We start from the raw sequence: 20,903 nt of genomic DNA on the forward strand, positions 1-20,903 counted from the left end.
GCGAATGGTTCGAGGCCAAGACCCAGTTCGCCGTCGTCTTCGGCGAAAGGTTCGTCAGCCAATGACGAAACCGGCCTCGCGCACAGAATTCCTGACAGTTCCGGGTTACAAGGCGCTGGCCGAACGCAACGCCGTGAGCTTGGCCTTTTGCTGGTCGCACGTGCGTCGCCGCTTCTATGAGCTCGCGCAGTCCGGCCCCGCGCCGATCGCGACGGAGGCGCTCGCCCGCATCGCCCAACTCTACCACGTTGAGAGCGATATCCGCGGTCGTTCCGCCGACGAACGCCGCGCCGTCCGGCAGGAGAGAAGCCGTCCCGTAATCAATGCCCTTGAGCCGTGGCTTAGGCAGCAACTCACCCTTATCAGCCAGAAGACCAAGCTGGCGGAAGCCATCCGCTACGCGCTCTCGCGCTGGCAAGGTCTGACAAGATTCCTCGACAACGGTACGATCGAGATCGACTCCAACGTCGTCGAGCGCGCCATCCGTCCCATTGCGCTGAACCGCAAGAATGCGCTCTTCGCCGGCTCCGACGGCGGCGCCGAGCATTGGGCAACGATCGCTTCGCTGATCGAGACATGCAAGCTCAACGGCGTCGAGCCTCACACCTACCTCGCTGACGTGATCGCCCGGATCGTCGCCGGCCATCCACAAAGCCAGATCGACGATCTGCTGCCTTGGGCCTACAGACCTATGCCGCTCAAGGCCGTGGCCTGAGAACAGCGGTTACGCTCGACGGCGACCTCAAGTGCCACCTACCTTCCGAACGTCGTCGAGACGAGCCGATATCGGCCACATGGCCAAGCGCCTTGCTTCGGGAATTGATCGCGAGGCCCGCCAACCCACCGTCGGCGGCGGCAAGAGTGGATGTCCAGGACGAAAACGCAATTCGTAGCCCGCACGCCCGCGCCTAGCTGACTCTCATCTGGCCATTCGAGCGATGCTGCCGTAAGTGACCAGACTCGTAGGACGACGCTTCGACAGGGACAAACAGTTTGGCACCATTGTGCTCGATCTCAATCGTCTCACTCTTAGGGCTCAAACGTTCAGCAAATCCTTTGTGAAAGATGATTGCATTCAGATAGGCAAAGGTCATCGCCAGTGCCTCGGTTCGCAGGGGATAGTCGACCATCGAATGAATGAGAAGAAAAGATAACGAGAGGAATGCTGCTTTCTGGAGCGGGTCTCGGCGAATCTTAGCCAATGTAGCGAAAAGCAATACAAAATAACCTGCCACAAGCAGGATCGCAGGAACTCCGCCCTCGAAGGCTATTTCAAGGTAGTCATTGTGGGCATGGTTTACGTATTGCGCGAAAATCATGCTCTCCCGCTCGTATATCTGATAGGCCTTTTGAAAATTCCCGAATCCAACACCCGTCGCCCAATTGTCCTTGATCCCCTCGATGGTGGTTCGGGTAAATTCTCCTCGCCCGAAGGCCGGATCGAGCACCTGTGTATCTATCTTGGTCCAGGCGCCTATCGTGTAAATCGAGAGCCCAACAAAAGCCAGGAGCACGCTAAATCCACTCGCCCTTGAGCGGGCTGAAAGGAAGATGACGGACAACACCGTGATCGCCAGTCCGATCAGAGCACCGGCTCGAGAACCGGCTGCCAAAAGCAGCAGCAAAAGCGCGACAAGGCCGGTGGATCCGGACACAAGATGCCCGCGGAACAGGCCGTAGTAGACGACGAAGGGAATCGAAACAAAAAGCAAAGCAGAAAAGTGATTCGCGTTGGCAAAAAGCCCAGCGTTAATCGTAAAGGGCAAGAGTCCGACAATGGCGATGTCGTTGGAAAGCGAATATTGAATCGCTCCTGCCAGGCCATTGCAGATAACACCCATGAAGAAAAAGGGAAGAAGCGCGCCGACCTGCTCGGCACGCAAACGCAATACGGCTAAAAAAAATGCCGCTGCGGCGACAAGATAAAGCAGACATTCGACTGTGCGGCCGACCCCAACGCTAACGAAGCGAAAACGACTTTCTCCAATCCAAGGATTTCCAAGCAGCAGTTCCGGCCGCAACCCGTTGAATGCGGCCGCCGGCAGTGGCACGATTTGCAAAACGATCAACGCCACCGCGAAGATCAACAGCCACAAAGCAGACTGGGAGATTCTTTGGCCGGAGGTCTGGGTGAAAACGGCCGCTGCCGAGACAACCGCGGCGACTTCGATCAAGGTGTCCGTATAAAGGCCGCTCGCGGTACCGCCGCCGATCAGCAGCGATACAGCCAAGACCAACCCCAGGAGATACTTATCCCATTCCGATGATCGGTCGCTCAAGATGGAAGTCTCTCGATGCTCAATTTGTGCATTACCAACGTACCCACATATCGAAACCGCCAGCTCTCGGCAATGGCGGCAGTCTGTAGCCTTAGCAACTGCAGAGGACATGCAGTCGGCCCAACTGAAACTTCCTGGCTAAGAGTCTGACGATTATAGGTGCCTTCCGGGATGTTGAATCGTGCTATTTCTCCCGCTGGATCAACACATCTGATCGACCAGAACAAATCCTTTGGAAGCTTCAAGTTTCGTGCAGAGGCAATCAGGGAAATCTTGTACGAGCCTGGAGGGAGAGCAATATATTGCTGGAGAGCCGTGTTCTTGACCGGTGTGTTCAAGAACCGGACAGTCGCGCCGCCCTCGCCCTCCACCGCATCATGGGATGTTGCGAAAGTGACTTCCAAGCCTGATTGATCCTGTAACTGCCAATCGAAGGGCTTGCCACCGGACGTAGGTTCGAAGGTGCTGTTGAAAATGTACCCACCCAACTTTCGTTCTTCGTCGGTAAGGCTAAAAAGAAACAGCCGATATGCCGGCTCGTATTCTTTCTGACGGATATAGCCGGCAATCACAGCAGCCAGTTCGCTCGACGTCGGTGGTGCGCTTGATCCAGTCAAATCTAGAAGCAGCCGATTTGCTAAGTCGAGCCCTTCGGGAGTCTTGTTAAGAGAGAGAAATAGACTGCCTCTCCAGGGCGCCTCTGCTGCAATGGCCGCCCGCACGGCCTGGTATCCCTCGGGATTTGAGAGAATCGCTGGTATGCCATCAGTAATCGCGGAAAATTGGTCCGGCCATCGCCGCAGCAATATGTCCATTTCAGAAACGGCCTTCGACAACTCACCAGCTTCTATCTTGCGGCCAATCGACCGCTGCAGCGCATGGATCTCTGTCTTGGACAATTTTCGGGCTTGATCGAAAAGCTGGTAGGCCTCGTTTTTTTCGCCTTGCCTGTATTTGATCTCGCCGATCAGGCTATAGAGGCGTGCGTCGGCTAAATCGAAGGTGAGCGCGCGCTTGGCCTTGTCGAGCAAGGCATCAAGATCGGTAGCATTATTCGTGTCGTTCAGGTCACTGCTGATTTCAGCTATCAATGCGTCGATGTTGAGCGGATCCAGCGCAAGAGAAACAGCCGGTGTTTCTGTTTCAAGAAATCGACTTAGCCCGATCGAGGAAGCCACCAACACTAGAACGGACGCGACGAACCAAACGACTGAATGTCGGAGACTTTGCATAAGCGGGCTGGCTTGCTCCATCATCAACTTTGCCCTCAATCTTCGGAGTACTGGTGTCCGTTCCGTAGTTGTAATACTGATAGTTCATGTATTTGTAGGCGTAATTATAGTCGAACTTGTTCACCGCAAACTTTGACATCGCCGCTCCGACCACGTTCGCGCCGGCAGACCGCAGGCGCTTCAACGCGGTCTTGGCCGACTTGCGCGTCACCTGATTGGTCGAGATGACCATTAATGTGCCCTCAGCGAGCCGGCTGAGAATAGGAGCATCTGAAAGGCCAACGATCGGCGGCGCATCGATAATGACAAGATCGAAGCGCTTGCCGAGATTGGTTATGATCAAAGCCATCTTCGGTGAGGAGAGCAGATCCGCAGGATTTGGAGGGATCGTTCCAGAAGTTAGAACGGTCACGTTGGGATATTTGGTTGCCCTGAAGATGCTCGCCAGATCTTCCTTGCGAACGGTGTTTGTCAGCAGATTGCTTAGCCCGATCGTGTTGTCGAGACCAAACAGGCGATGAAGGTTCGGTTTGCGGAGATCGCCGTCGACAATGAGAACCCTTGCGCCGAGTGCTGCAAAATCCTGACCGAGTTTGAACGATGTGGTCGACTTGCCTTCCGAAGGCTCCGAACTCGTGACGACCAGCGATCGGGGCGCCCCCTCCGCACCTGAGAATTGTAGCGATGTGCGAAGCGAACGGTAGGCCTCCGACAGCCCTGACTTCTGATCGGTGATGCTGGCTGCGAGTTCCCGGTCGTCCACATACGGCAAGATGCCGAGCATTGCCAACCCCAACTCTCTCTCAATCTGCTCGGGACTGGTGAAGGTGTTGTTCAACAACTCGATGACATAAATAACCGTAGCACATAATGCCATAAACAGAGCAAAAGCTATTGCAAGGTTTAAACTGAGACGCGGAGAATAAGGCCGCTCAGGAAGCGCTGCAAAATCAACAATTGCAGCGCTCTGTGTCTTAAGCTCAGAACTCACCCCAACTTCGTTCAGTTTAGCGATGAGACTGTCATATTGCGATCGGTTGGAATCGACTTCGCGTTTTAGAATGGTATATTTGATATTCTTGTCATTGAAGATAGCCTGCTGCTTCTCCATTTCCGCAAGCTTGCTCTTGAGGTCCGCCTCCTTGCTTTGTGCCTCTTGGTACTTTAAGCGCAGCGAATCGGTGATCGCCAAGACACCATTGTTGTAGAGTCTTTGCAATTCCTTGATCTGCGACTGAAGCTGCTGCATTTCGGGGAAACCAGGCTTCAGAATGCCCAACTTCTGCTGGTATTGGCTGGTCAGATCCGCCAACTTTTCGCTGAGCTTCTGCAGACCTTCGCTTTCCAGGACGGGGGCGAGGCTTGATCCGCGCCCTTTATCGATCTGGTCCACGATTCGCCCGGCATCGAGACGGTCCTGAATCGCAGTCGCGAGAGCAGTGTTCAGGGCCTCGATATTCGAGCCTATCAATGACTTGTCGTCACCGGTTACGGTAATGCCAGCATCCTTCGCATAGGCGACCAGCTCCTCTTCCGATTTCTGAAGCCTTTGCTTCACTTGCAAGACCTGTTCCTGGATGAACTGCCGGGCCAGGTCAGAGGTTTCGCCGGTCTGATCGAGACGCTGATCGATGAAGCTTTGCGCAACCTGATTGGCCACATCGCTTGCGTACTTCGGTTTCTGATCGATGAAGGTAAGGGACAATAGACTGGTGTTAGGGACCAGGTTGACTGTGAGGCCATTAAGAACGCGATCAATCGCAATCGCCTCACGTTGTTCTGGCGTCTTCCCCTCCATGGAAGGCGCCTTGGAAATTCCGAAGGCGCGGTAGAAGATGTTAACGGGCGAGAAATCGGGTGTCGGAAATAAGAAGTCTGGTTTTTCACTAAGGCCCAATTGAAACACAACGCGCTGGGCCAACGCACGGCTTCTCAGCTTTTCTCGGGCCGTGAGAAAGGCGCGCACGTCGCTGTTTTCGGAAACCACCTCGATGTCCTGGAACACCTTGGCCGAAGGCACCAGCACCTCCAATTGCGTTGTTGCCTGATACTTTGGCGTCTGCATCATGGTAATAATGACGCCGGCGACAAGCCCAGCTACCGCCATGATGACGATCAGCCAGCGATACTGGACAGCGTAAAAGAGCAGCTTTAGCGGGCTGAAACGCTGATCGGACTCCAAGGAATCACGGCCGTACGGGCTATAGTTTTGCGCACCGTCGTAATAGAGGTCTGCCGACAACGCCTGGCTATGTCCTGGGCCTGCAATTTGATGCTGTCTGTTACGATCGAGCATGGTGCGAGGTTATCCTAGGTTTGTCTGTATTCTTATTCGACCGCCGCGACTTATAGCCCCGGGATCACCGCTATTCGGGCCGCACTTGAGGCGACACCGAGGGCGTCCTTGAGATTGTTCATCGCAATTTTCGATTTTGAGGGGAAGACCACGATCTTGTCGCCACCATAAATGCGTGGGTTGCGGGTTTTGCCACCACGGATTTCCTCCACGTTGTAGTTGGCAACCAACGTATTTGGGCCGATATTGCGATAGACAAACACCTTTTTTGCATCCCCAACGACATTGAACCCTCCAGCAAGGGCAATCGCATCGATGAGAGAAGAATTGCTGGATACCGGATAAATACCAGCCTTGTTGACTTCGCCATCGACGGTTATTCGCTGTCCGATGGACTCCTTGACGAAAATCGAAACATCAGGGGACTGCAGGTATTTGGCGCCGTAAGCGGTCTCTATCTCCTGCTCCAACTCACGAACGGTTTTCCCCGCCGCGGCAATGGTTCCGATAAGCGGAAGCGAAATCTGGCCACTAGAATCGACTTGAACCGTTCTGTTCAAATTGTCGACCTGAAACACATTCACCTCGAGCACATCGTTTGGTGACAAAGGTTGCTCACTGCCATTCTGCGTGTTTTGCGGCGCAGGCAGTTCCTTTACCACCTTTAGAGCCCCGCCGCCCGAAAGCGGGGTCGATGACGATGATGATGTCAGTTGCAGCGCATCGACCGAACTCGACGAAGACGTCGTCCCCGAGGAGGTACTCGTGCAGGCCGACGCCGCGAGCGATGCAAGCACTACGAACACCGCGCCTACCGGTCTTTCTGCCAAACGAAAAATGCCCATCATACTGTCCCACCCTTGAACAAGCGGCCGAACCCTCCAAAGCGGCTGCCATTGCCGGTGCTTGGCCTTTTAGTACTTACTTTTCCAACCGGCTCGATAGGTCGGTTCGCCAATATTTCGCCTGGGCGTTTCAACACCATATTGCGGGCCTCGTCTTCGCCACATCGCTTGGCGGCAGCAGCAACAGCCTGCGAAAGCCCAGGACGTCGGCGCGTAGCGCTATGAGTGTCCGATGCGATAATATCCACCCTGCCCTCGTCAATCAGCTTTTCCGAATAATAGAGCGCCGTGCGTCCGAAAGCACCAACAATCGAATCTGCCGTAAGCTGAATAAGGCAGCCCACCGCATTCAGTCTCTCGACAACGTCGTAATTCGTTTTGATCCAGGTCAAGCGCTCAGGATGAGTAAGAATAGGAATAAAACCGGCGTTTGTGAGGCGCACTGCAAGCTCCTCCATCCGCGGAGGTAATACATGATGTGGTGGCTCAAACAAAAAATACCGAGATCCGTTTAAGGTCGGCACACTGCCGGCTGCCAATCGGTCCGGAAGATCCGGCGCTATGTGGACATCGGCACCGACGTAAAGAGCAAGCGGTATGCCGGCGCGGCGCAGCGCCTGGTCCAAGCCTTGAACGGCTCGAACAATATTTGACGTTCCGTTTTCATATATGCCCGGTGTGACGTGCGGCGTGCACGCCATGTGGGTCGTTCCGTCGGCTACCGCCAGTCGAGCCATTTCCAACGATTCGGCAAGACTGGGTGAGCCATCGTCGAGGCCAGGCAAAATATGGGAATGCAGATCGATCATGGGCGCTTGTGATCGCAACGAAACAGCGTAGCGACGTCATCCCCAAAAAACACAAATGCGCGAATGACGGGTTTGTTGGGTTCATGCAATACGATGAATGCCAGGTCGCAGCTAATGGCTGACGGCATCGTCATCATGCAGGCCGATGACCAGCGCCGCACCCCCGACAACGGCGCCATCCAACCGAATTGGCGCGAGGCCAACTGGTGTGTCCAGAATCTCGAAATCGCTACTCACACCCACACGCAGCGAAGCCGAAGATTGCCATCCGGTCATGATACGAGCGCCGGGACGGACAGGCGCTCCGCTCTTCACCCCGATATACCGGCCAGCCTCAGACATCCGCGCGTCGCCTTAGGCTTGAGCGATCCAACCGAAATACCGGTCATAACATCAGATATAGACCAAAGAATTCCGTCCCCAACAACAGGCACGCAACAGGAGCGCCACGCGCCTCTGCTGCCGAACCTTGTTACGGCCAACTTAGTCGCTAACGCCGTGGTGCTCATCCGCCGTTGCGGCCAAAATACCAGCCCCAAGAGCCATGCCGCCAAAAATGAAGAGCGGCGTGTTGTTGTTGCTACCGTTGGCATTGCCCGTCTGGGCGGTCTTCTCAGAACCTAGGACGTTGAGGCAAATCTTATTCTCGACGCGGGAGATATCGAGCGTCGAATTCGCGGGGACGCTCAGGTTACAACCGCCGACCCGAACCGAAGCCGAGCCCTTGCCGCCAACCACGACACGGCTACCGAAATCCAGCGCGCCGCCCGCTTGCGCCGGACCGTAGCCAGCCACCTGCGAGACCATTACGTCGCCATTGACCTTGCCGATCGATCCAATCGGATTGGCACCCTGATAGGCAGTTGCACAGGTGCACGACGCATCCTGCGCGAAAGACGACACCGGGGCGAAGCCGGCCAACACAACGAGTCCGGCCAACGCGCTTCTAAACATTTGGTACATCCGCATCTATCCTTCTGTCCTACGTTACCTGAGGCCCACCCAACCACCAAGCTATCGGGTCAGCGCGTAACAGCTTTTCGCGCCAATTCCAACTCATATCGCAAATGCGAGATAATTTTTGGTTTCGGTGTGGTCGATTGGGCACACCATGGGAAGGTTTAAATGTACCATTTTCCGCGTCGACTGCAAGGACCGACCATCTCTGAACAGTAGTCGGCGGTCTCTTTCCATGCGATCCGGCACCGCAGGGGACTCTGGGTCACCGACGATGACCACGCAGGCTACGATGCTGGCGGACAACGTTTGTAGGTTGCGCCCGCTTGGGCCATCTGTCCGCACATAACGCCGCTCTCAACCAGTTTCGCGGCCAGGTCCGAGCCATCCGGCGTGAAACATTGCACAACCAATGCATCGCCAAACTTGGGCGCAGCATTGCCATCGCAAGGCGTTCCCGTGCCGACGGGCTTACAGGTCACAGCGAGCCCCTGATAGTCCCGGCGCGCCGCATCCGTTACCATTCCGCGCATGGATGGGGGTCTGCTGAATGCGACGCCGCACAGCAATATCTTATGGCCTCCGACACGGAGATCATCAATCGTCTGAATGAAAAGTGTGCCTTCAAGCCGCTCAGGTGTTATTGACGGCTTAGGCAGCGCTCTCGAGCTATCTCTCTGAACCGTCACGAGGCCAAGAAAGCCGGCAGCGAACACCAGCGTGATCAGACCAAGCAGCCCTACCTTTTTGATCGACACAGCTTCCTCCGATCACTTTTTTGATTCTACCCACTCGATCCCGCGCTGTCCTTAGTGGGAAACAAGTAAGGGTGGCTGTCAACGTGCCGCTTCTAGCTTATGAACAAGAGCACCGCCAATCCTTGCGCACCAGGTCGACCAACGGGTTCGGCCGATCTCGCACGGCCCTGTGGGTCCGTTCACCCGTTTACAGCAGCGCTGCAATTTCGCTAGAAGCTAGTGATTCTTCTCGGAATAGAAATCAACCTTGGACCACGGTTGACGACAGCTGAATGGCTTCTGGGCATCTCAGGCAACCGTCCAACAAAAGTCGATTTTTGCTCTGATTGGACCGGTCGAAAGCGGTCCCGGGGATTCAATATGGCAAATGATGCATTGGCGATTCAGCTAGAGCTCGACATGGCGCTTGGAGGCGTTTCCTTGCCAGCTGGGGTTTACCAAATGGTCCCTGGATCTGATTCGCCGTTTACGCTCAGCAATCTTCCAAACCGGATCTACAGAGCGGTCGCGTTAACCCAGAGCAATTTTACGATTTCCGGCAACGGAGTGGTTTTCCACGGCGTCAACAGGCCCGAAGTAGCAGTCTCCGATGTTCAGCCAGTTTTCGCTACGGACAAGAACTTGAAAGTTGGAACAATCAAGAATGTGACTTTCAAAGACATCGCGTTCGACTCGGCAAACACCGCTTCCCCAGCTAATTCAAACCAACGCTTCCTATATGGCGTTGGCATCGACGGTTTGCGGTTTTTGGACACGATCGGACATTCTAGCGGGAATCGGAGCGGGTATTTCGCTCATATTCAGAACAGCCGGAACATTCAGGTAACTGGTCATCGCCATGACAGAATGACAGGAGGGTTCAACCTTCGGTACTGCGAAAACATCGTAATCACGGACTTCGTATTTAACGATTTTTCCGAAGCTATTGACTTGGATGGAACTTCAAAACGGGCAGTCATTCGCAATGGCGTCTTTCAAGGAACAAAGCGCAAGCAGCAGTGTATAGACGTGAACGATCAGGTTGACGCATCGATTGGCGATTTTTCGGTTAACAACGTCGGCAACATCATTACCATCAACTATAAGACGACGACACCAGATACATACAGTGAATATCTCGCTAATTCGCCGGTACGAAATTTTCAGATTGGAAAGCGCATAGTTGTGAGCAACATCACGGGAAGCCAGATCGGTGATGGAGTTAACAGCCCTTCTATATACATCGGATGGGATTGGGCGGCCGGAAACCATGCGGGGTCTGATCCGGTCAGCGATATAACTCTTGAGAATATCTACTTGGAAGATACTGGGTTTGTCTTCGTTCGCGAAGGATCAGGTCTCGTTTTCAAGAACATCACTTTACGATCAGTAATTTCCGCACCTGGATTTTCAGCCGTCGACATGCGCTCAGCTGGGGCCAGCGCAGATCAGATTGGCTTTTCCGACCTCGATGTCCAAATTGACAAAATGAGGATCGAAAGTGCCCAACGGGGAGCCCTGAAGATATCGGCCCCGTCTCGTGCTGTCGTGGACGGCCTCATCACTGGCGGCAACAACACGCTGGGCGGCACCGATCCCGATTTGATTCTCACATCTCTGCACACGCGAGCAGCCCACTGTAGCATAGACAATTGCGACATCGAAGGGGACGTATTGATCGCCGGCGACAGTACGAGCGTTGCACCTTGGAAGGCGCAGACCTTGTACAAAAGGAACTCTCTAGTCATCAATGATGGTCGATTCTATCGTTCGACCGTCGACGGTATGTCGGGATGGTCTGGCGGTCCGTCTGGGATAGGCACAGCCATTCCTGATGATGGCAGCGAATCCATTCCTGCATGGGGCGGCGGCGGCAAATACTTGGTCGACGACCTCTGCAGGAATCAGGATCGTTGTTACGTCTGCATGACAGCTGGCGTTTCGGGATTCTCCGGCGGCCCCACTGGAACCGACGAAAGAATCCTCGACGGGACCGCTGTGTGGCGACCAATCAACGGGTCTGTAGTATGGCGTTATCTCGACAGCCCCTACTCTGTCCTGTGGGGTAAAACAAACAGAGTTGGAGGAACCGTCATCCTGGAGGGCGACACCCAAAACTACATCCATGGTGAGCACGCAGACGCCGAGGTCGGCGATGTGTCCGCCAAAGGTACTGTGAGAAAGGGCGTGTTCGTCGCGCGGCGTCGGACGTTGATCACTCGCGGCAGATTTTTGGTTTCGTTGGACGCGGCACCCGATGAAACGAATTATCGAAGTATCTCGCTAAAGCGGTATCGGAATGGAGCATCAATTAACATCGCCACGACTGACACGGCTACAGAAGGATTTAATGCGTTCGTTTGTCGCGATGCTGGTGTCCGAGCAAACCAGGCGGGCTGCTATTTGGATCCAGGTGACATAGTAACCATGGATTCAAACCATAAAGGTGCAGGTCTGATGCTCGAAGGTCTCAGGGTTATACTGGACTTCATCGAATATTGAAGCTTGATCAAAGACGAAGGTCGGCGAGAATTTGGCAACCGCTGTTCCAAGGCCGCGGCCTTGAGGTCTAGCTGTGCAGTGAGCCCATGGCAGGAATCCTCGTCGATCCGGCTGGCTGTGGGACGACCGTCAACGATCCAGGTGAGGATGTTCGATACCATTGCGCTTGCAAGTTTTGACTCGATCACGGCTGAGTGCATGGAGCCTGTGCCGCGGCACTGCACTGAAGCCGTTGCATGCGCAGATCGAGGATCGAGGCGCATGTGCTCGCGCTGCTCGCCTGCATGGTGATGAGACCACCGTTCTTGGCGAAGGGCAAAACCGCTACGGGCCGCATTTGGACCTACGTCAGGGGAAGACCGACCATTCGGCGGGCAATCGCCGCCGGCGGCACTCTATTTTGCCTCGCGCGATTGGCGACAGGACATCCCTGGTTGGCGGCATCTGAAGACCTTTAGCGGCGTTCTGCACGCCGACGCCTAGGTCGGCTACAGTCCGCGGTTCAAGGTGGATCGCGATCCCGGTCCGCTGACCCAAGCTCTGTGCTAGGCGCATGCGCGTCGTAAATTCTTCGTGCTTGCCGACAGCGCCACCAATGCCAAGCGGCAAGAACACCGCGCCGATCTCGCCGATCGCGTTCGAGGCGGTCAAACGCATCGACGCGAGTCGGGTGCGACATCAACGGACGAACGTCTGCAACGACGCCGGTAGGAGAGCCGTCTTCTCGTCACCGAACTTGAGGCCTGGATGGGGACCGAATGGAGCAAGATATTCCGCAGTTCTCCGGTTGTCGAGCCTATCGACTATATGCTGAAGCGTTGGGACGGGTTCACGTCCTTTCTCAGTGACGGAAGGATTTGTCCAATTCGTTCACTCGGCGCAATGCACGATGACAACAGTTGGACCGCAGCCTGGTCGAAGGAATCCCTGCTCGAGGCCGGCCGGCCGGTAGTGGAGGCTCGAGCATTAGGCGCCCCTGGCAGCCAACCGCGAAACTCTTGGCGCCATAAGCTCTGAAAGTTATGACCTAGCGTAGAACTGCTGGCCGAGTAAATTGCGTCGCGGCCGGGGCAGCCCCAATTCTTTGGATCGACGCCCCACATGTTCCATGGCATAGGGTGTCGCGAGATTCCGCGTTCAGGAGCAGCTTCCTACAATGTTTGCAGATACAAGTCCCATCCTAAGTTTCTGTATCGCGACGTTCAATCGACGCGAGATGGCAACCGCCTTGGTCCGTGATATTTTGGCGAGCGACCAACCGATCGAAGTTTGCATCCATGTGGACGGATCAACCGATGGAACTTTGGAGGAACTGCTTTCGATCAAAGATTCTCGTTTGACTGTTACTTCAGGTATGAATTCCGGAAGTGCGGGGTCAAGGCGAGCAGCCGTTGCCCGAGCTAAAGGCAAATTCATCGCAATCTATGATGACGACGATCAGATCATCGTCCAAAATATTCCCACCATAATTAACCATTTGATGGGCTGCACGGACAATGGCCTGTGCGGGATTGTCGTTCATTACCAGGAGCCGGACGGGCGCCTCCATGGAAGCCAGTTTGTAAGAAAACGGACCAACTTCCTTCAAATGAGGTTCGACGACCACGTACAAGGCGATAAACGTGAAATAATACGTTCGGAAATTCTAAAGTCAGTGGTCGATAAATACTACAGGGGTGCCCGGCGGGTACCCACTTCGCTCCTCTGGTATAGATTGGCGCTTAATTATGACGTCATGTGTGTCGATGAGGCGATTGGTGTTAAGTGCTACTTCCCAGGGGGACTCACGTCGGTCATCAGCAATGTAAAAAGGGGTAGCCCCAGGCCAATGTTAAAGCACAAAATAACGATCGTCCGAGGGTTTCTTTTTGGTCGACATAGATCGGTCACAGCCGCGGCACGGTCTCTATTGTCCAGTGCGTACTATTCCGTTTTCATACTCCGGCAGGCCTTGACGGGAAGACAATAGTGCAAGTATCTCTCACCTTCCTTCAGACTCGGACCGAGCTTCAAGCTTATTAGCCGAGCGCACCGCCATCGTTTACGAGTCCGAGAGTTCGGCGGCGTTGTGCGGTCCTGGGTCACTGCTGGGTAAGCGCTATTCTCAGGCCGCGGCCTTAAGCTCGGGGATCCGGGTGTAGACCCAAGGCAGCAGGTCGTCGATGCGGCTGTTGGGCGGCCGTTGACGATCCTGTTGAAAGACCCGCAAGATAGCCCAGTTGCTCGACACCGTTGAGTTTGCAGGTTCGATCAGTGAGGCGATGACGGCCCAGTGTTCAGCACCGCCGCCGGTGTCTGCAAAGAGGACGTTCTTGCGGTAGAGCGCGATCGGACGGATTGAGCGCTCGACCACTTTGCTGTCGATCTCTATGCGCCGTCGCGAGAAAGCGCGAGAGGCCTTCCCAGCGCGAGAGCGTGTAGCGGATCGCCTCTGCGAGCTTGGTCTTTCTGACTGATCAGGCCGAGCTTTTCACGCAGCCATGGGTCGAGTGCCGCGATGATTGGAGTACTCTTTTCCTGGCGAATGCCGAGGCGTTCATCAGCCGATCGGCCACGGATGGCGTCTCCATCTTGTAGAGCTCGGCGATCCTTCTCACCGCCTCGCTGGCAACCGGCGCGGAACCGGCTGCCGGCCAGGTCATAGAAGCGCTGGCGCACATGTGCCCAGCAGGAGGCGAGCGTTACGCCGCTTTTGTCGCCAGCACGCGATAGCCGCCATAACCGTCGACCTGCAAGATTCCGCCAAAGCCCGCGAGACTGGCGATCGGACGCTCGGCCTTCCGGTCCGGCGCATAGTGCACCAGAAGTCAGCTCTACAGTTGATTTAGACCCTACATAGGGCCTTGTGCCGGTCCGATGGCTCAGCGCACCGGTCCGCAACCTTTCGGAGCGACTGCCGAAGCGCCCCCGCTCCAGCATCTTTACCATCGCCGTCAGGAGTGCGATCCGCTCATCGGCGCTCTTGTTGACCAGCTCGAGATGGAGGTTGCGCCCTCCAGAAGGGCGGCCTTTCGGCCATGGCAATAACCATCGCCTTGAGCGCGTCAACGTCGTCCGGGAGCGCGAGTTCGGATGCCGACATGGCCAAAATCGGAGCATATTCGGGGCAATTTTCCCGCGTTTTCAGATCCCTGATTCATCATGCCGCAAGGTTTACCAACCGATTGCGGCCGCCTGACGGTCTCCGTCCGAACCCGTTTCCAGTCCATTCCGTCAACCAGAGCCATCAGCTGAGCATGATTGAGTTGGACCCGGTGGTGGCCGATCCGCGGCCAGCAGAACTTCGCGTCGTCCAATCGCTTGGCATAAAGACACACGCCGCTGCCGTCCCACCAGACGATCTTGATCCTGTCCGCTCTTGTGGCGCGGAGATACCCTCCGGCGAAGGCCGCCTTGCGAGAAGATGGCACGGTAGCGAGGCTGCGCTCTTAAGGTCGTCCTTACGAGCGTAGTTAGCAGCACAGCATGAGCCATGTGACGTTATTGACCGGGCCGGAGCGGCGGCGGCATTGGAGTGAAGCGGATCAGTGCCGGATACTGGCCGCGACATTCGCGCCCGGGGCCACAGTGGCGGCGGTGGCGCGTCAGTACGATGTCGCGACCAGCCTGATCTACAAGTAGCGCCGCACGATTTGCCGAAGTTGTCGTGGCTCCCGATGAGCCTGTCGCCGTTTCGCGGCCGGCGGCGCCACCAGCGGTGATCGAGCTGGAGGTCGCCGGCAAGGTGCGGCTGCGGATTCCGCTGACCACCCCGCCAACACCGGCGGCGGCGATGGTGAAGGCGCTGGGTGTTTCATGATCCCGGTTCCGAGCCAGGTGCGGATCTGGTTGGCGGTCGGCCGGACCGATATGCGTCGCGGAATGCATAAGCGCGGACATAGAAATTGACACTGCAAGCTCCTCGGCTGCGTCGTCATTTCATACGGCCCTTATGCTTCCATCTCGAACGCGTGCTAAAATCACGTCGGCACTCCTGGAGAGCATCGATGTAGCGACGAACCACAATTTTCTCGTCAAACTGCTGCTCTACTTTCGACCGACCCGCCGCTCCCATGGCCATTCTCTGGTCATCGCCGAGAGCAATAAACCTCATGAGTTGCTCTGCCAGGTGCGCATGATCCTTAACTTTGCAGAGATACCCATTTATACCATCGTCCACCACGTCCCGACATCCTACCCAATCCGTGGTGATTATAGGTCTGCTGAGGGCGGCAGCCTCAAGCAAACTCCGGGGTGTTCCTTCTCTGTAAAATGACGGGAGCACAACACAATCTGCGTTTTGAATGAACGGCCTAACGTCATCAGAAGATCCGAGGTATTCAACAATCCCCTCATCTTGCCAGGCTGCCAGCTCCAATTCTGTTATTGCGTTGCTGCCCTCTGCGATAAATCCCAGTATCTGAAACTGCGAAGCCGGTCGCAAGCTCTTCACAACCCGCGCAGCCTCGACAAATTCTAAGACCCCTTTCTCGCGAAGCAGCCTCCCAACGAAAATGAATGTCAATCCCTCGGCTGAGCTGTCATTGGTCAGCCTCCCCGAGCCTTGAAAATGCGAAAGATCTATTCCGGAGCCTGGAACAACCAGCGTCTTCGATGGCTCCACCAATCGCCTTTCCGAAAAGAGCTCGCGGTCCTGATCGTTCTGAAATATGACCTTAAACGCTCTGCGGAAGGATATTCGATATAGCCCCTCCACTACAAACTTGATCAACCTCTTACCTGAGAAGGCGGCGCCAAGTCCTGGAACGTTGTTAATGACCGGAATAGACAACCAGTTAGCAGCCAAACTACCAAATATGTTCGGCTTTATGGTGAAGCTTAGTATTGCATCCGGCCGCTTCACCGCGAATATCTTATAGTATCGAAACATCAGCTTGATGTCTTCCAACGGCGATGTTCCATGTTCCGCCATTTTCACCGGTATGAAATCACAACCTAGTTCGACGACCCGATTCTCATAACCATCGGCAACAGCGACGACGGTGACCTTATATCCCGCCGCGATCAGCGTACGAACTAACCCCGCACGGAAATTAACGATGTTCCAAGCCAAGTTTACAATAATGATCAGGTGTTGGCCTTTCATTCGGCCCACCCCTTCTTACATCTCAATAGGTCTCTCTTAAACGCAAGGAACGCGCCGCAGCCCTTCAGAAGCGCCGAGTTCAAATTCGTTGCGCCCATGCATAAGCACGGCTATCAGAAATCACTAGGCGTTTGACACTGTACAGCCCAGAGTTCTCAATTCTATCAACTGCCCTAACGACGCCAGGAAATAGCTTGCTGGTCACGTCGTCAAAAACGATCATGTCGCCTTTCTTCTGGCGCGCCGAAACCAGCTCAAATTCTTGCATAACGCTGCTTTCGATATGCTGGGCATCAAGGAACGCAAAATTAATGCGATCCAAGCCCACTTTGGGCAAGAGGTCCAAAGTGTCCCCCTGTAAAAACAGAACGTTTCGAGTCAAGTCCGCCCACGGCTGCAGGATCTCGGCGCGAGATTTGGGTCCGTCATGGTCGTCAATGCAATTCCAGATCTGCCGTTTCAGGTGAGGCAAGACGTCCAGCGTAACGATCCGGCCAGCAACCCCTTGGTCCGCCATCGCCTTGCTCATGCAAAGTGCCGAAAATCCCCGAGCTGTACCTGTCTCGAGCACCGTTGTGAAATCTAGACCCGAATTGCTGAGCATATTGCGCATCAAAGTGTACAGCAGCCTCCCGTGAGGATAGGCTAGGTCGGATTTCTTTTTTACGATTTGCGTATGAAGCGCAAGCTCATCAAGCCATTGCCGATCAATCGTGTAACCCAAGTCCTTCTCGAGCCGATCAATCTCATCGTACTCGTGCTTTTGTGCTTGCCGGTGCCACCCAAGGTATTGCTCCCTAGTGGCATGTGGCGCGGTTCCGAAAGGGGCGTTGTTCCACCGTGCGTCAACCGCTCTGTTCACTCTAGCGCGAATTCCGAGCACAGCCTCTTGTATGTACGGCGCGAGCTTCATCCACAAATCCTTCCTGTTGCCCAGCTCTGGTTTCTAACCAGGAGCAAGGTCATTAGAGTTGATGCGCAGTATGCGAACAAGTATGACAATTCAAAAGCCAGAGAAATTCCAGAGCCGGTCAAACCCGCGCAAGACGCAATCATTACGGGGATCCCAAGCAAATATCCGAGGGCTATAACGAGGGGACGTCTGTTGTTTATGGCAATTGGATCGACTGCCATTTTCTTAGTCCGGTTTAACATGATTGCTATTGACACTATAATGAAGGAGAGAGGGCGAAAAAGTTCGTTAGAAAGGGCGGAAAAATATCCAGTTTCATAAGAAGCCATAATTCCAGCAAGAGTGACAAAAGAGCACAAGGCGGCTAACGCCGCTCCTCCCATTAACGTTCGTCGAAACTCTGAAGTATCTCCTGTCGACGCGTGCTTAAACGCGTTCGGGACCGTTATAAAGGACGACGCATTTATTATGAACCCCACAACCCTCTGTGCCAGGTCAACCGAAAACGAAAACACTCCAAGGTGCTGCGGAGTACCAAACCACAATAGAAGATAGCGCATGCCTAAATATAGGCATTGTTCTGTTATAGTGCTCAACGTGTAAGTTCCTCCGACTCTTAGCGTCTCCCTGACAACAGAGAATCTCGGCAGTAATAAGATCGTCGGCCGGGAAAGCAAAAGAGAAATTCCCGCTGCAACTGCGTAGCTTGCTGAAAAGGCGATAAGAGCCATTGATGGCGTCGGATTTGGTCTGACGATCACCCAAGCCAGTAGGATGTAAGCTATAGACTGAGCGAGAGATGCTGTACCATAAAGCCAAAGAGAGAGGCGCGCGTGTAATATTTCCTGAACGGTTGTATAGAATCCAAACGCTACGAATGGCGCTATAAACGCCCACGGCACCAATCCAAAATATGCCGGCACAGATACAACTACAGCCAGAACTAGAGAGACAAGTGCACTTAGTGAAACAAGCGACGACTCGTATTCCTTGATCTTACCTTCGGCGGCGATCTTGGCATGCTGAGAGACTATGGCGAACGCGAATGGACCGAACGCCACGCTGGATACCAGGCCCGAGGTGGCGACTACGGTACTATAAGCTCCATAGTCCGCGGCCGGCATCCATTTACCTATCAGCAAGAGCGTGATCAGGTTAAGTACGCCGGGAGCAGATCTTATCACAATTGCCTCGACAAGTCGAAGCATCGTTTTCAACACTTACTTCTCCAATTCTACAATGAAGTGAAATTGCTTGGCTTTGTCGGAGGATTTAGCTTGGAACCGCTTCGCTAATTTGTTTCACCACTGGGCTTTCGCCTTGGACTACATATGAAAGATATAGCTTCACGGAGCGCTTTGATATCGCCGCGTGATAGCCCTCCAATGTTTTCAGTGCGTCGTGGTCCTCAAGGAGAGCTTTTGCAAGAGATTCCTTGGAGGATTCCGCGACCACTACTCCGGCCAACGTGTCAAGATCTCCAGAACAAGGGGTGGTTACGATTCGTTTTACCCCACATGCCATCATTTCGATTAGAACGTTGGGAAACCCCTCGTGCGAAGAGGTCAGCAGGCCGTAACGGGCGCCCTTCATTATAGGAAACGGGTTCTGAAGCTGCCCAGCAAAGATCACCTGATCCGAGAGCTCTAGTGAAGCGGCGTACCCTTCAGCCTCGGCCTGGAGAGGACCAGATCCAATCATTACGAGCACTACTTTTTTTCCGGTCGTTCTTACGATCTCGTGCAGCGTATCTATTGCTAAAAGCGGCCTCTTTACTTCGACCATCCTTCCACACCATACTATGTAGGGCGTGTTGGCAGTTCTTTCTTCAAAATCCGTGGCGATCGCCTGCTCGGCCATCGAAGCCACTTCTACAGCGTCAATCGGATTCCCAAGCACGCTGACACGATCAAATGCTCTGCAAGGCGTCACGTTCTCTAGCGCCGCCTTCATTTCCCCAGTCTGGGCGATGATCAAATCTTGACTGCCGTAGACAGAGTAGAGAGCTCGATATGCCATCAATCTAAGACCTCCGTACCGTTTGGCGAAGATTGTGGATTCTCGCGTGACAAACCGTTTACAGCGAAGCCAACCAACCCGGTGGCAGGCCGCCAAAAACGCATTCATCCGTATGTGTGACGAAAACACCAGGTCGTAGCGAGATCTACGGAGCCTCGCGAGCAGCCGCCACTCACTCCCAAGATGACCTCCCCCTACACCATAGCTCACCCGCGCTGTTCCAACGCGCCCTCCAAAGAACGACGGCGTTGGTCCAGCCAAAACCGCAATCTCCACGTCCCAATCTTCCGCCAAGGACAGTTCTTTTGCCAGTAGCGAAATAACCCTCTCCGCGCCACCCGCTCGATCGATAGGGACGACGAACAGGGCCCTTCGCATCACCCAATTCTCTCTGGCACTAAATCCAAGTATCCTAAACCGACCCTTGCCGCGCACCAGCTCCACCGCCCAGATTTCTCCTCAGAACATAAGCAAACGTCTCACCGGCATCCTTGCCGAGCAGCGCAAATGCAACCAGCTGCCATCCCCTCCACAGTATGTAAAATGGCACGAAAAAGCTGAAATACGAACTAATCCAGAAGACCTTACGCTCCTCGACACTCAGGCCATTCTGCAACGCTAATTTTTCTATAAGGCTGGGGACGCATTTATCATAGTAAGCCCTGAACCCATCGTGCCCTTCTCCTTTTTTGGGGAAAATTGCAAAGAGTATCCTCTTCTTTATCGACTCCGGAAGAACTAAATTAATTCTGGCAAAGAGCGCGTTCCGACAGGGTGCAAAGATAAACACTCTGCCTCCTGGCCTGACGACACTTGCAATACCTCTAATGGCCTTCGCGGTGTCGTACACGTGTTCGAGTGTGGCCTGACAAACAACCGAGTCGGCATCTCCTCTCCCAGTGTATTGGCATAAGTCGGCGGCTATCGTTTCATCGTATATTCCGCTTGGAGCCGCGGCTAGTTCGTCAGCACTTATATCGATGCCCACAATTTTCAAATTCATCCGCATCTTATCTTCCAAACGGATGCACGGTTCAGAGCCGCCCCCAAGGTCATAGATCAGCGAACCGTCTGAAAATGCTCCCGGCAAAACCTGGGAAAGGAAATACTCGTTTCCATCGCGCCGCAACGCAATAGGTAAGAACCCGTCTATCCATCGGCAGATTTTGACGTTGAAGTTTATGAACCGCCTAGCAATTCCCATTCGTCTCCCTCTCCAGCCAAGTAT

Annotated in this window: 20 protein-coding genes and 2 pseudogenes; 6 read left to right on the forward strand and 16 right to left on the reverse strand. The window is 54.5% G+C overall.

The window, feature by feature from the left end; all coding sequences use genetic code 11:
- Positions 1 to 715, forward strand: a 715-nt coding sequence (gene tnpC, locus NKJ09_RS26010; RefSeq protein ID WP_502901814.1) for an IS66 family transposase, incomplete at its 5' end; no start/stop codon positions are given.
- 193 nt (positions 716 to 908) lie between these two features.
- On the opposite strand, the gene NKJ09_RS26015 is transcribed toward tnpC, so the two are convergent.
- From NKJ09_RS26015 to NKJ09_RS26050, 8 genes are all read right to left on the reverse strand, one after another.
- On the reverse strand, positions 909 to 2,231 hold the full coding sequence (locus tag NKJ09_RS26015) for an O-antigen ligase family protein (protein WP_352516219.1): 1,323 nt from the start codon (positions 2,229 to 2,231) through the stop codon (positions 909 to 911).
- A 44-nt stretch (positions 2,232 to 2,275) separates the two neighbouring features.
- Positions 2,276 to 3,457 (reverse strand): tetratricopeptide repeat protein, encoded by a 1,182-nt coding sequence (locus NKJ09_RS26020; protein WP_352494245.1) that lies wholly within the window; start codon positions 3,455 to 3,457, stop codon positions 2,276 to 2,278.
- Positions 3,423 to 5,807, reverse strand: a complete 2,385-nt coding sequence (locus tag NKJ09_RS26025) for a GumC family protein (RefSeq protein WP_352494246.1) — start codon at positions 5,805 to 5,807, stop codon at positions 3,423 to 3,425. Before NKJ09_RS26025 ends, NKJ09_RS26020 begins: the two co-directional genes overlap by 35 nt.
- A 50-nt stretch (positions 5,808 to 5,857) precedes the next feature.
- Complete coding sequence (locus tag NKJ09_RS26030; protein WP_352494247.1) at positions 5,858 to 6,652, reverse strand: polysaccharide biosynthesis/export family protein; 795 nt, start codon at positions 6,650 to 6,652, stop codon at positions 5,858 to 5,860.
- Positions 6,652 to 7,461: a tyrosine-protein phosphatase gene (locus NKJ09_RS26035; protein ID WP_352494248.1), complete on the reverse strand. Its 810-nt coding sequence runs from the start codon at positions 7,459 to 7,461 to the stop codon at positions 6,652 to 6,654. Before NKJ09_RS26035 ends, NKJ09_RS26030 begins: the two co-directional genes overlap by 1 nt.
- A 111-nt stretch (positions 7,462 to 7,572) precedes the next feature.
- On the reverse strand, positions 7,573 to 7,737 hold the full coding sequence (locus NKJ09_RS26040) for a hypothetical protein (RefSeq protein WP_352494249.1): 165 nt from the start codon (positions 7,735 to 7,737) through the stop codon (positions 7,573 to 7,575).
- Between the two features lie 207 nt (positions 7,738 to 7,944).
- Positions 7,945 to 8,424, reverse strand: coding sequence for a hypothetical protein (locus NKJ09_RS26045; RefSeq protein WP_352494250.1), 480 nt, complete (start codon positions 8,422 to 8,424; stop codon positions 7,945 to 7,947).
- A 281-nt stretch (positions 8,425 to 8,705) separates the two neighbouring features.
- A complete protein-coding gene (locus NKJ09_RS26050) occupies positions 8,706 to 9,176 on the reverse strand; it encodes a hypothetical protein (RefSeq protein WP_352494251.1) in 471 nt (156 codons plus the stop codon).
- A 360-nt stretch (positions 9,177 to 9,536) separates the two neighbouring features.
- On the opposite strand from NKJ09_RS26050, the gene NKJ09_RS26055 reads away from it, so the two are divergent.
- The 3 genes and pseudogenes from NKJ09_RS26055 to NKJ09_RS26065 all read left to right on the forward strand — a co-directional run bounded on the left by NKJ09_RS26055 (position 9,537) and on the right by NKJ09_RS26065 (position 13,626).
- The gene (locus NKJ09_RS26055; protein WP_352494252.1) at positions 9,537 to 11,657 is read left to right on the forward strand and encodes a hypothetical protein; all 2,121 of its coding nucleotides are present in this window, start codon (positions 9,537 to 9,539) and stop codon (positions 11,655 to 11,657) included.
- A gap of 208 nt (positions 11,658 to 11,865) precedes the next feature.
- Positions 11,866 to 12,518 (forward strand): annotated as a pseudogene (locus NKJ09_RS26060) (IS66 family transposase); the annotation flags it as partial.
- A 355-nt stretch (positions 12,519 to 12,873) separates the two neighbouring features.
- Complete coding sequence (locus NKJ09_RS26065) at positions 12,874 to 13,626, forward strand: glycosyltransferase family 2 protein (RefSeq protein ID WP_352494390.1); 753 nt, start codon at positions 12,874 to 12,876, stop codon at positions 13,624 to 13,626.
- 135 nt (positions 13,627 to 13,761) lie between these two features.
- On the opposite strand, the gene NKJ09_RS26070 is transcribed toward NKJ09_RS26065, so the two are convergent.
- The 3 genes and pseudogenes from NKJ09_RS26070 to tnpB all read right to left on the reverse strand — a co-directional run bounded on the left by NKJ09_RS26070 (position 13,762) and on the right by tnpB (position 15,067).
- Positions 13,762 to 14,010 carry a transposase gene (locus tag NKJ09_RS26070; protein ID WP_352764072.1) on the reverse strand — a complete coding sequence of 83 codons (249 nt, stop codon included), beginning with the start codon at positions 14,008 to 14,010 and terminating at the stop codon, positions 13,762 to 13,764.
- A 14-nt stretch (positions 14,011 to 14,024) separates the two neighbouring features.
- Positions 14,025 to 14,458, reverse strand: a pseudogene (locus NKJ09_RS26075) (IS66 family transposase).
- Positions 14,459 to 14,701: 243 nt separating this feature from the next.
- Entirely contained in the window at positions 14,702 to 15,067 is a 366-nt protein-coding gene (tnpB, locus tag NKJ09_RS26085; RefSeq protein ID WP_352494256.1) for an IS66 family insertion sequence element accessory protein TnpB, read from the reverse strand.
- Between the two features lie 55 nt (positions 15,068 to 15,122).
- On the opposite strand from tnpB, the gene NKJ09_RS26090 reads away from it, so the two are divergent.
- Together NKJ09_RS26090 and NKJ09_RS26095 are read left to right on the forward strand one after the other, a co-directional pair.
- Positions 15,123 to 15,278 (forward strand): transposase, encoded by a 156-nt coding sequence (locus NKJ09_RS26090; RefSeq protein WP_352494257.1) that lies wholly within the window; start codon positions 15,123 to 15,125, stop codon positions 15,276 to 15,278.
- A 25-nt stretch (positions 15,279 to 15,303) separates the two neighbouring features.
- The gene (locus tag NKJ09_RS26095; protein ID WP_352494258.1) at positions 15,304 to 15,456 is read left to right on the forward strand and encodes a hypothetical protein; all 153 of its coding nucleotides are present in this window, start codon (positions 15,304 to 15,306) and stop codon (positions 15,454 to 15,456) included.
- Positions 15,457 to 15,570: 114 nt separating this feature from the next.
- Here the strand turns inward: NKJ09_RS26095 and NKJ09_RS26100 are convergent, their stop codons facing one another.
- The 5 genes from NKJ09_RS26100 to NKJ09_RS26120 all read right to left on the reverse strand — a co-directional run bounded on the left by NKJ09_RS26100 (position 15,571) and on the right by NKJ09_RS26120 (position 20,879).
- Positions 15,571 to 16,743, reverse strand: coding sequence for a glycosyltransferase family 4 protein (locus NKJ09_RS26100; protein ID WP_352764077.1), 1,173 nt, complete (start codon positions 16,741 to 16,743; stop codon positions 15,571 to 15,573).
- A 79-nt stretch (positions 16,744 to 16,822) separates the two neighbouring features.
- A complete protein-coding gene (locus NKJ09_RS26105) occupies positions 16,823 to 17,467 on the reverse strand; it encodes an O-methyltransferase (RefSeq protein ID WP_352494260.1) in 645 nt (214 codons plus the stop codon).
- A 185-nt stretch (positions 17,468 to 17,652) separates the two neighbouring features.
- On the reverse strand, positions 17,653 to 18,873 hold the full coding sequence (locus NKJ09_RS26110; protein ID WP_352494261.1) for a polysaccharide biosynthesis protein: 1,221 nt from the start codon (positions 18,871 to 18,873) through the stop codon (positions 17,653 to 17,655).
- Positions 18,874 to 18,928: 55 nt separating this feature from the next.
- Positions 18,929 to 20,119, reverse strand: a complete 1,191-nt coding sequence (locus NKJ09_RS26115; RefSeq protein ID WP_352494262.1) for a glycosyltransferase — start codon at positions 20,117 to 20,119, stop codon at positions 18,929 to 18,931.
- Positions 20,088 to 20,879 (reverse strand): class I SAM-dependent methyltransferase, encoded by a 792-nt coding sequence (locus NKJ09_RS26120; RefSeq protein WP_352494263.1) that lies wholly within the window; start codon positions 20,877 to 20,879, stop codon positions 20,088 to 20,090. Before NKJ09_RS26120 ends, NKJ09_RS26115 begins: the two co-directional genes overlap by 32 nt.
- Positions 20,880 to 20,903 lie beyond the last annotated feature (24 nt).

The sequence above is a fragment of the Mesorhizobium sp. M0189 genome, from assembly GCF_040322135.1.
GTDB lineage: Bacteria > Pseudomonadota > Alphaproteobacteria > Rhizobiales > Rhizobiaceae > Mesorhizobium.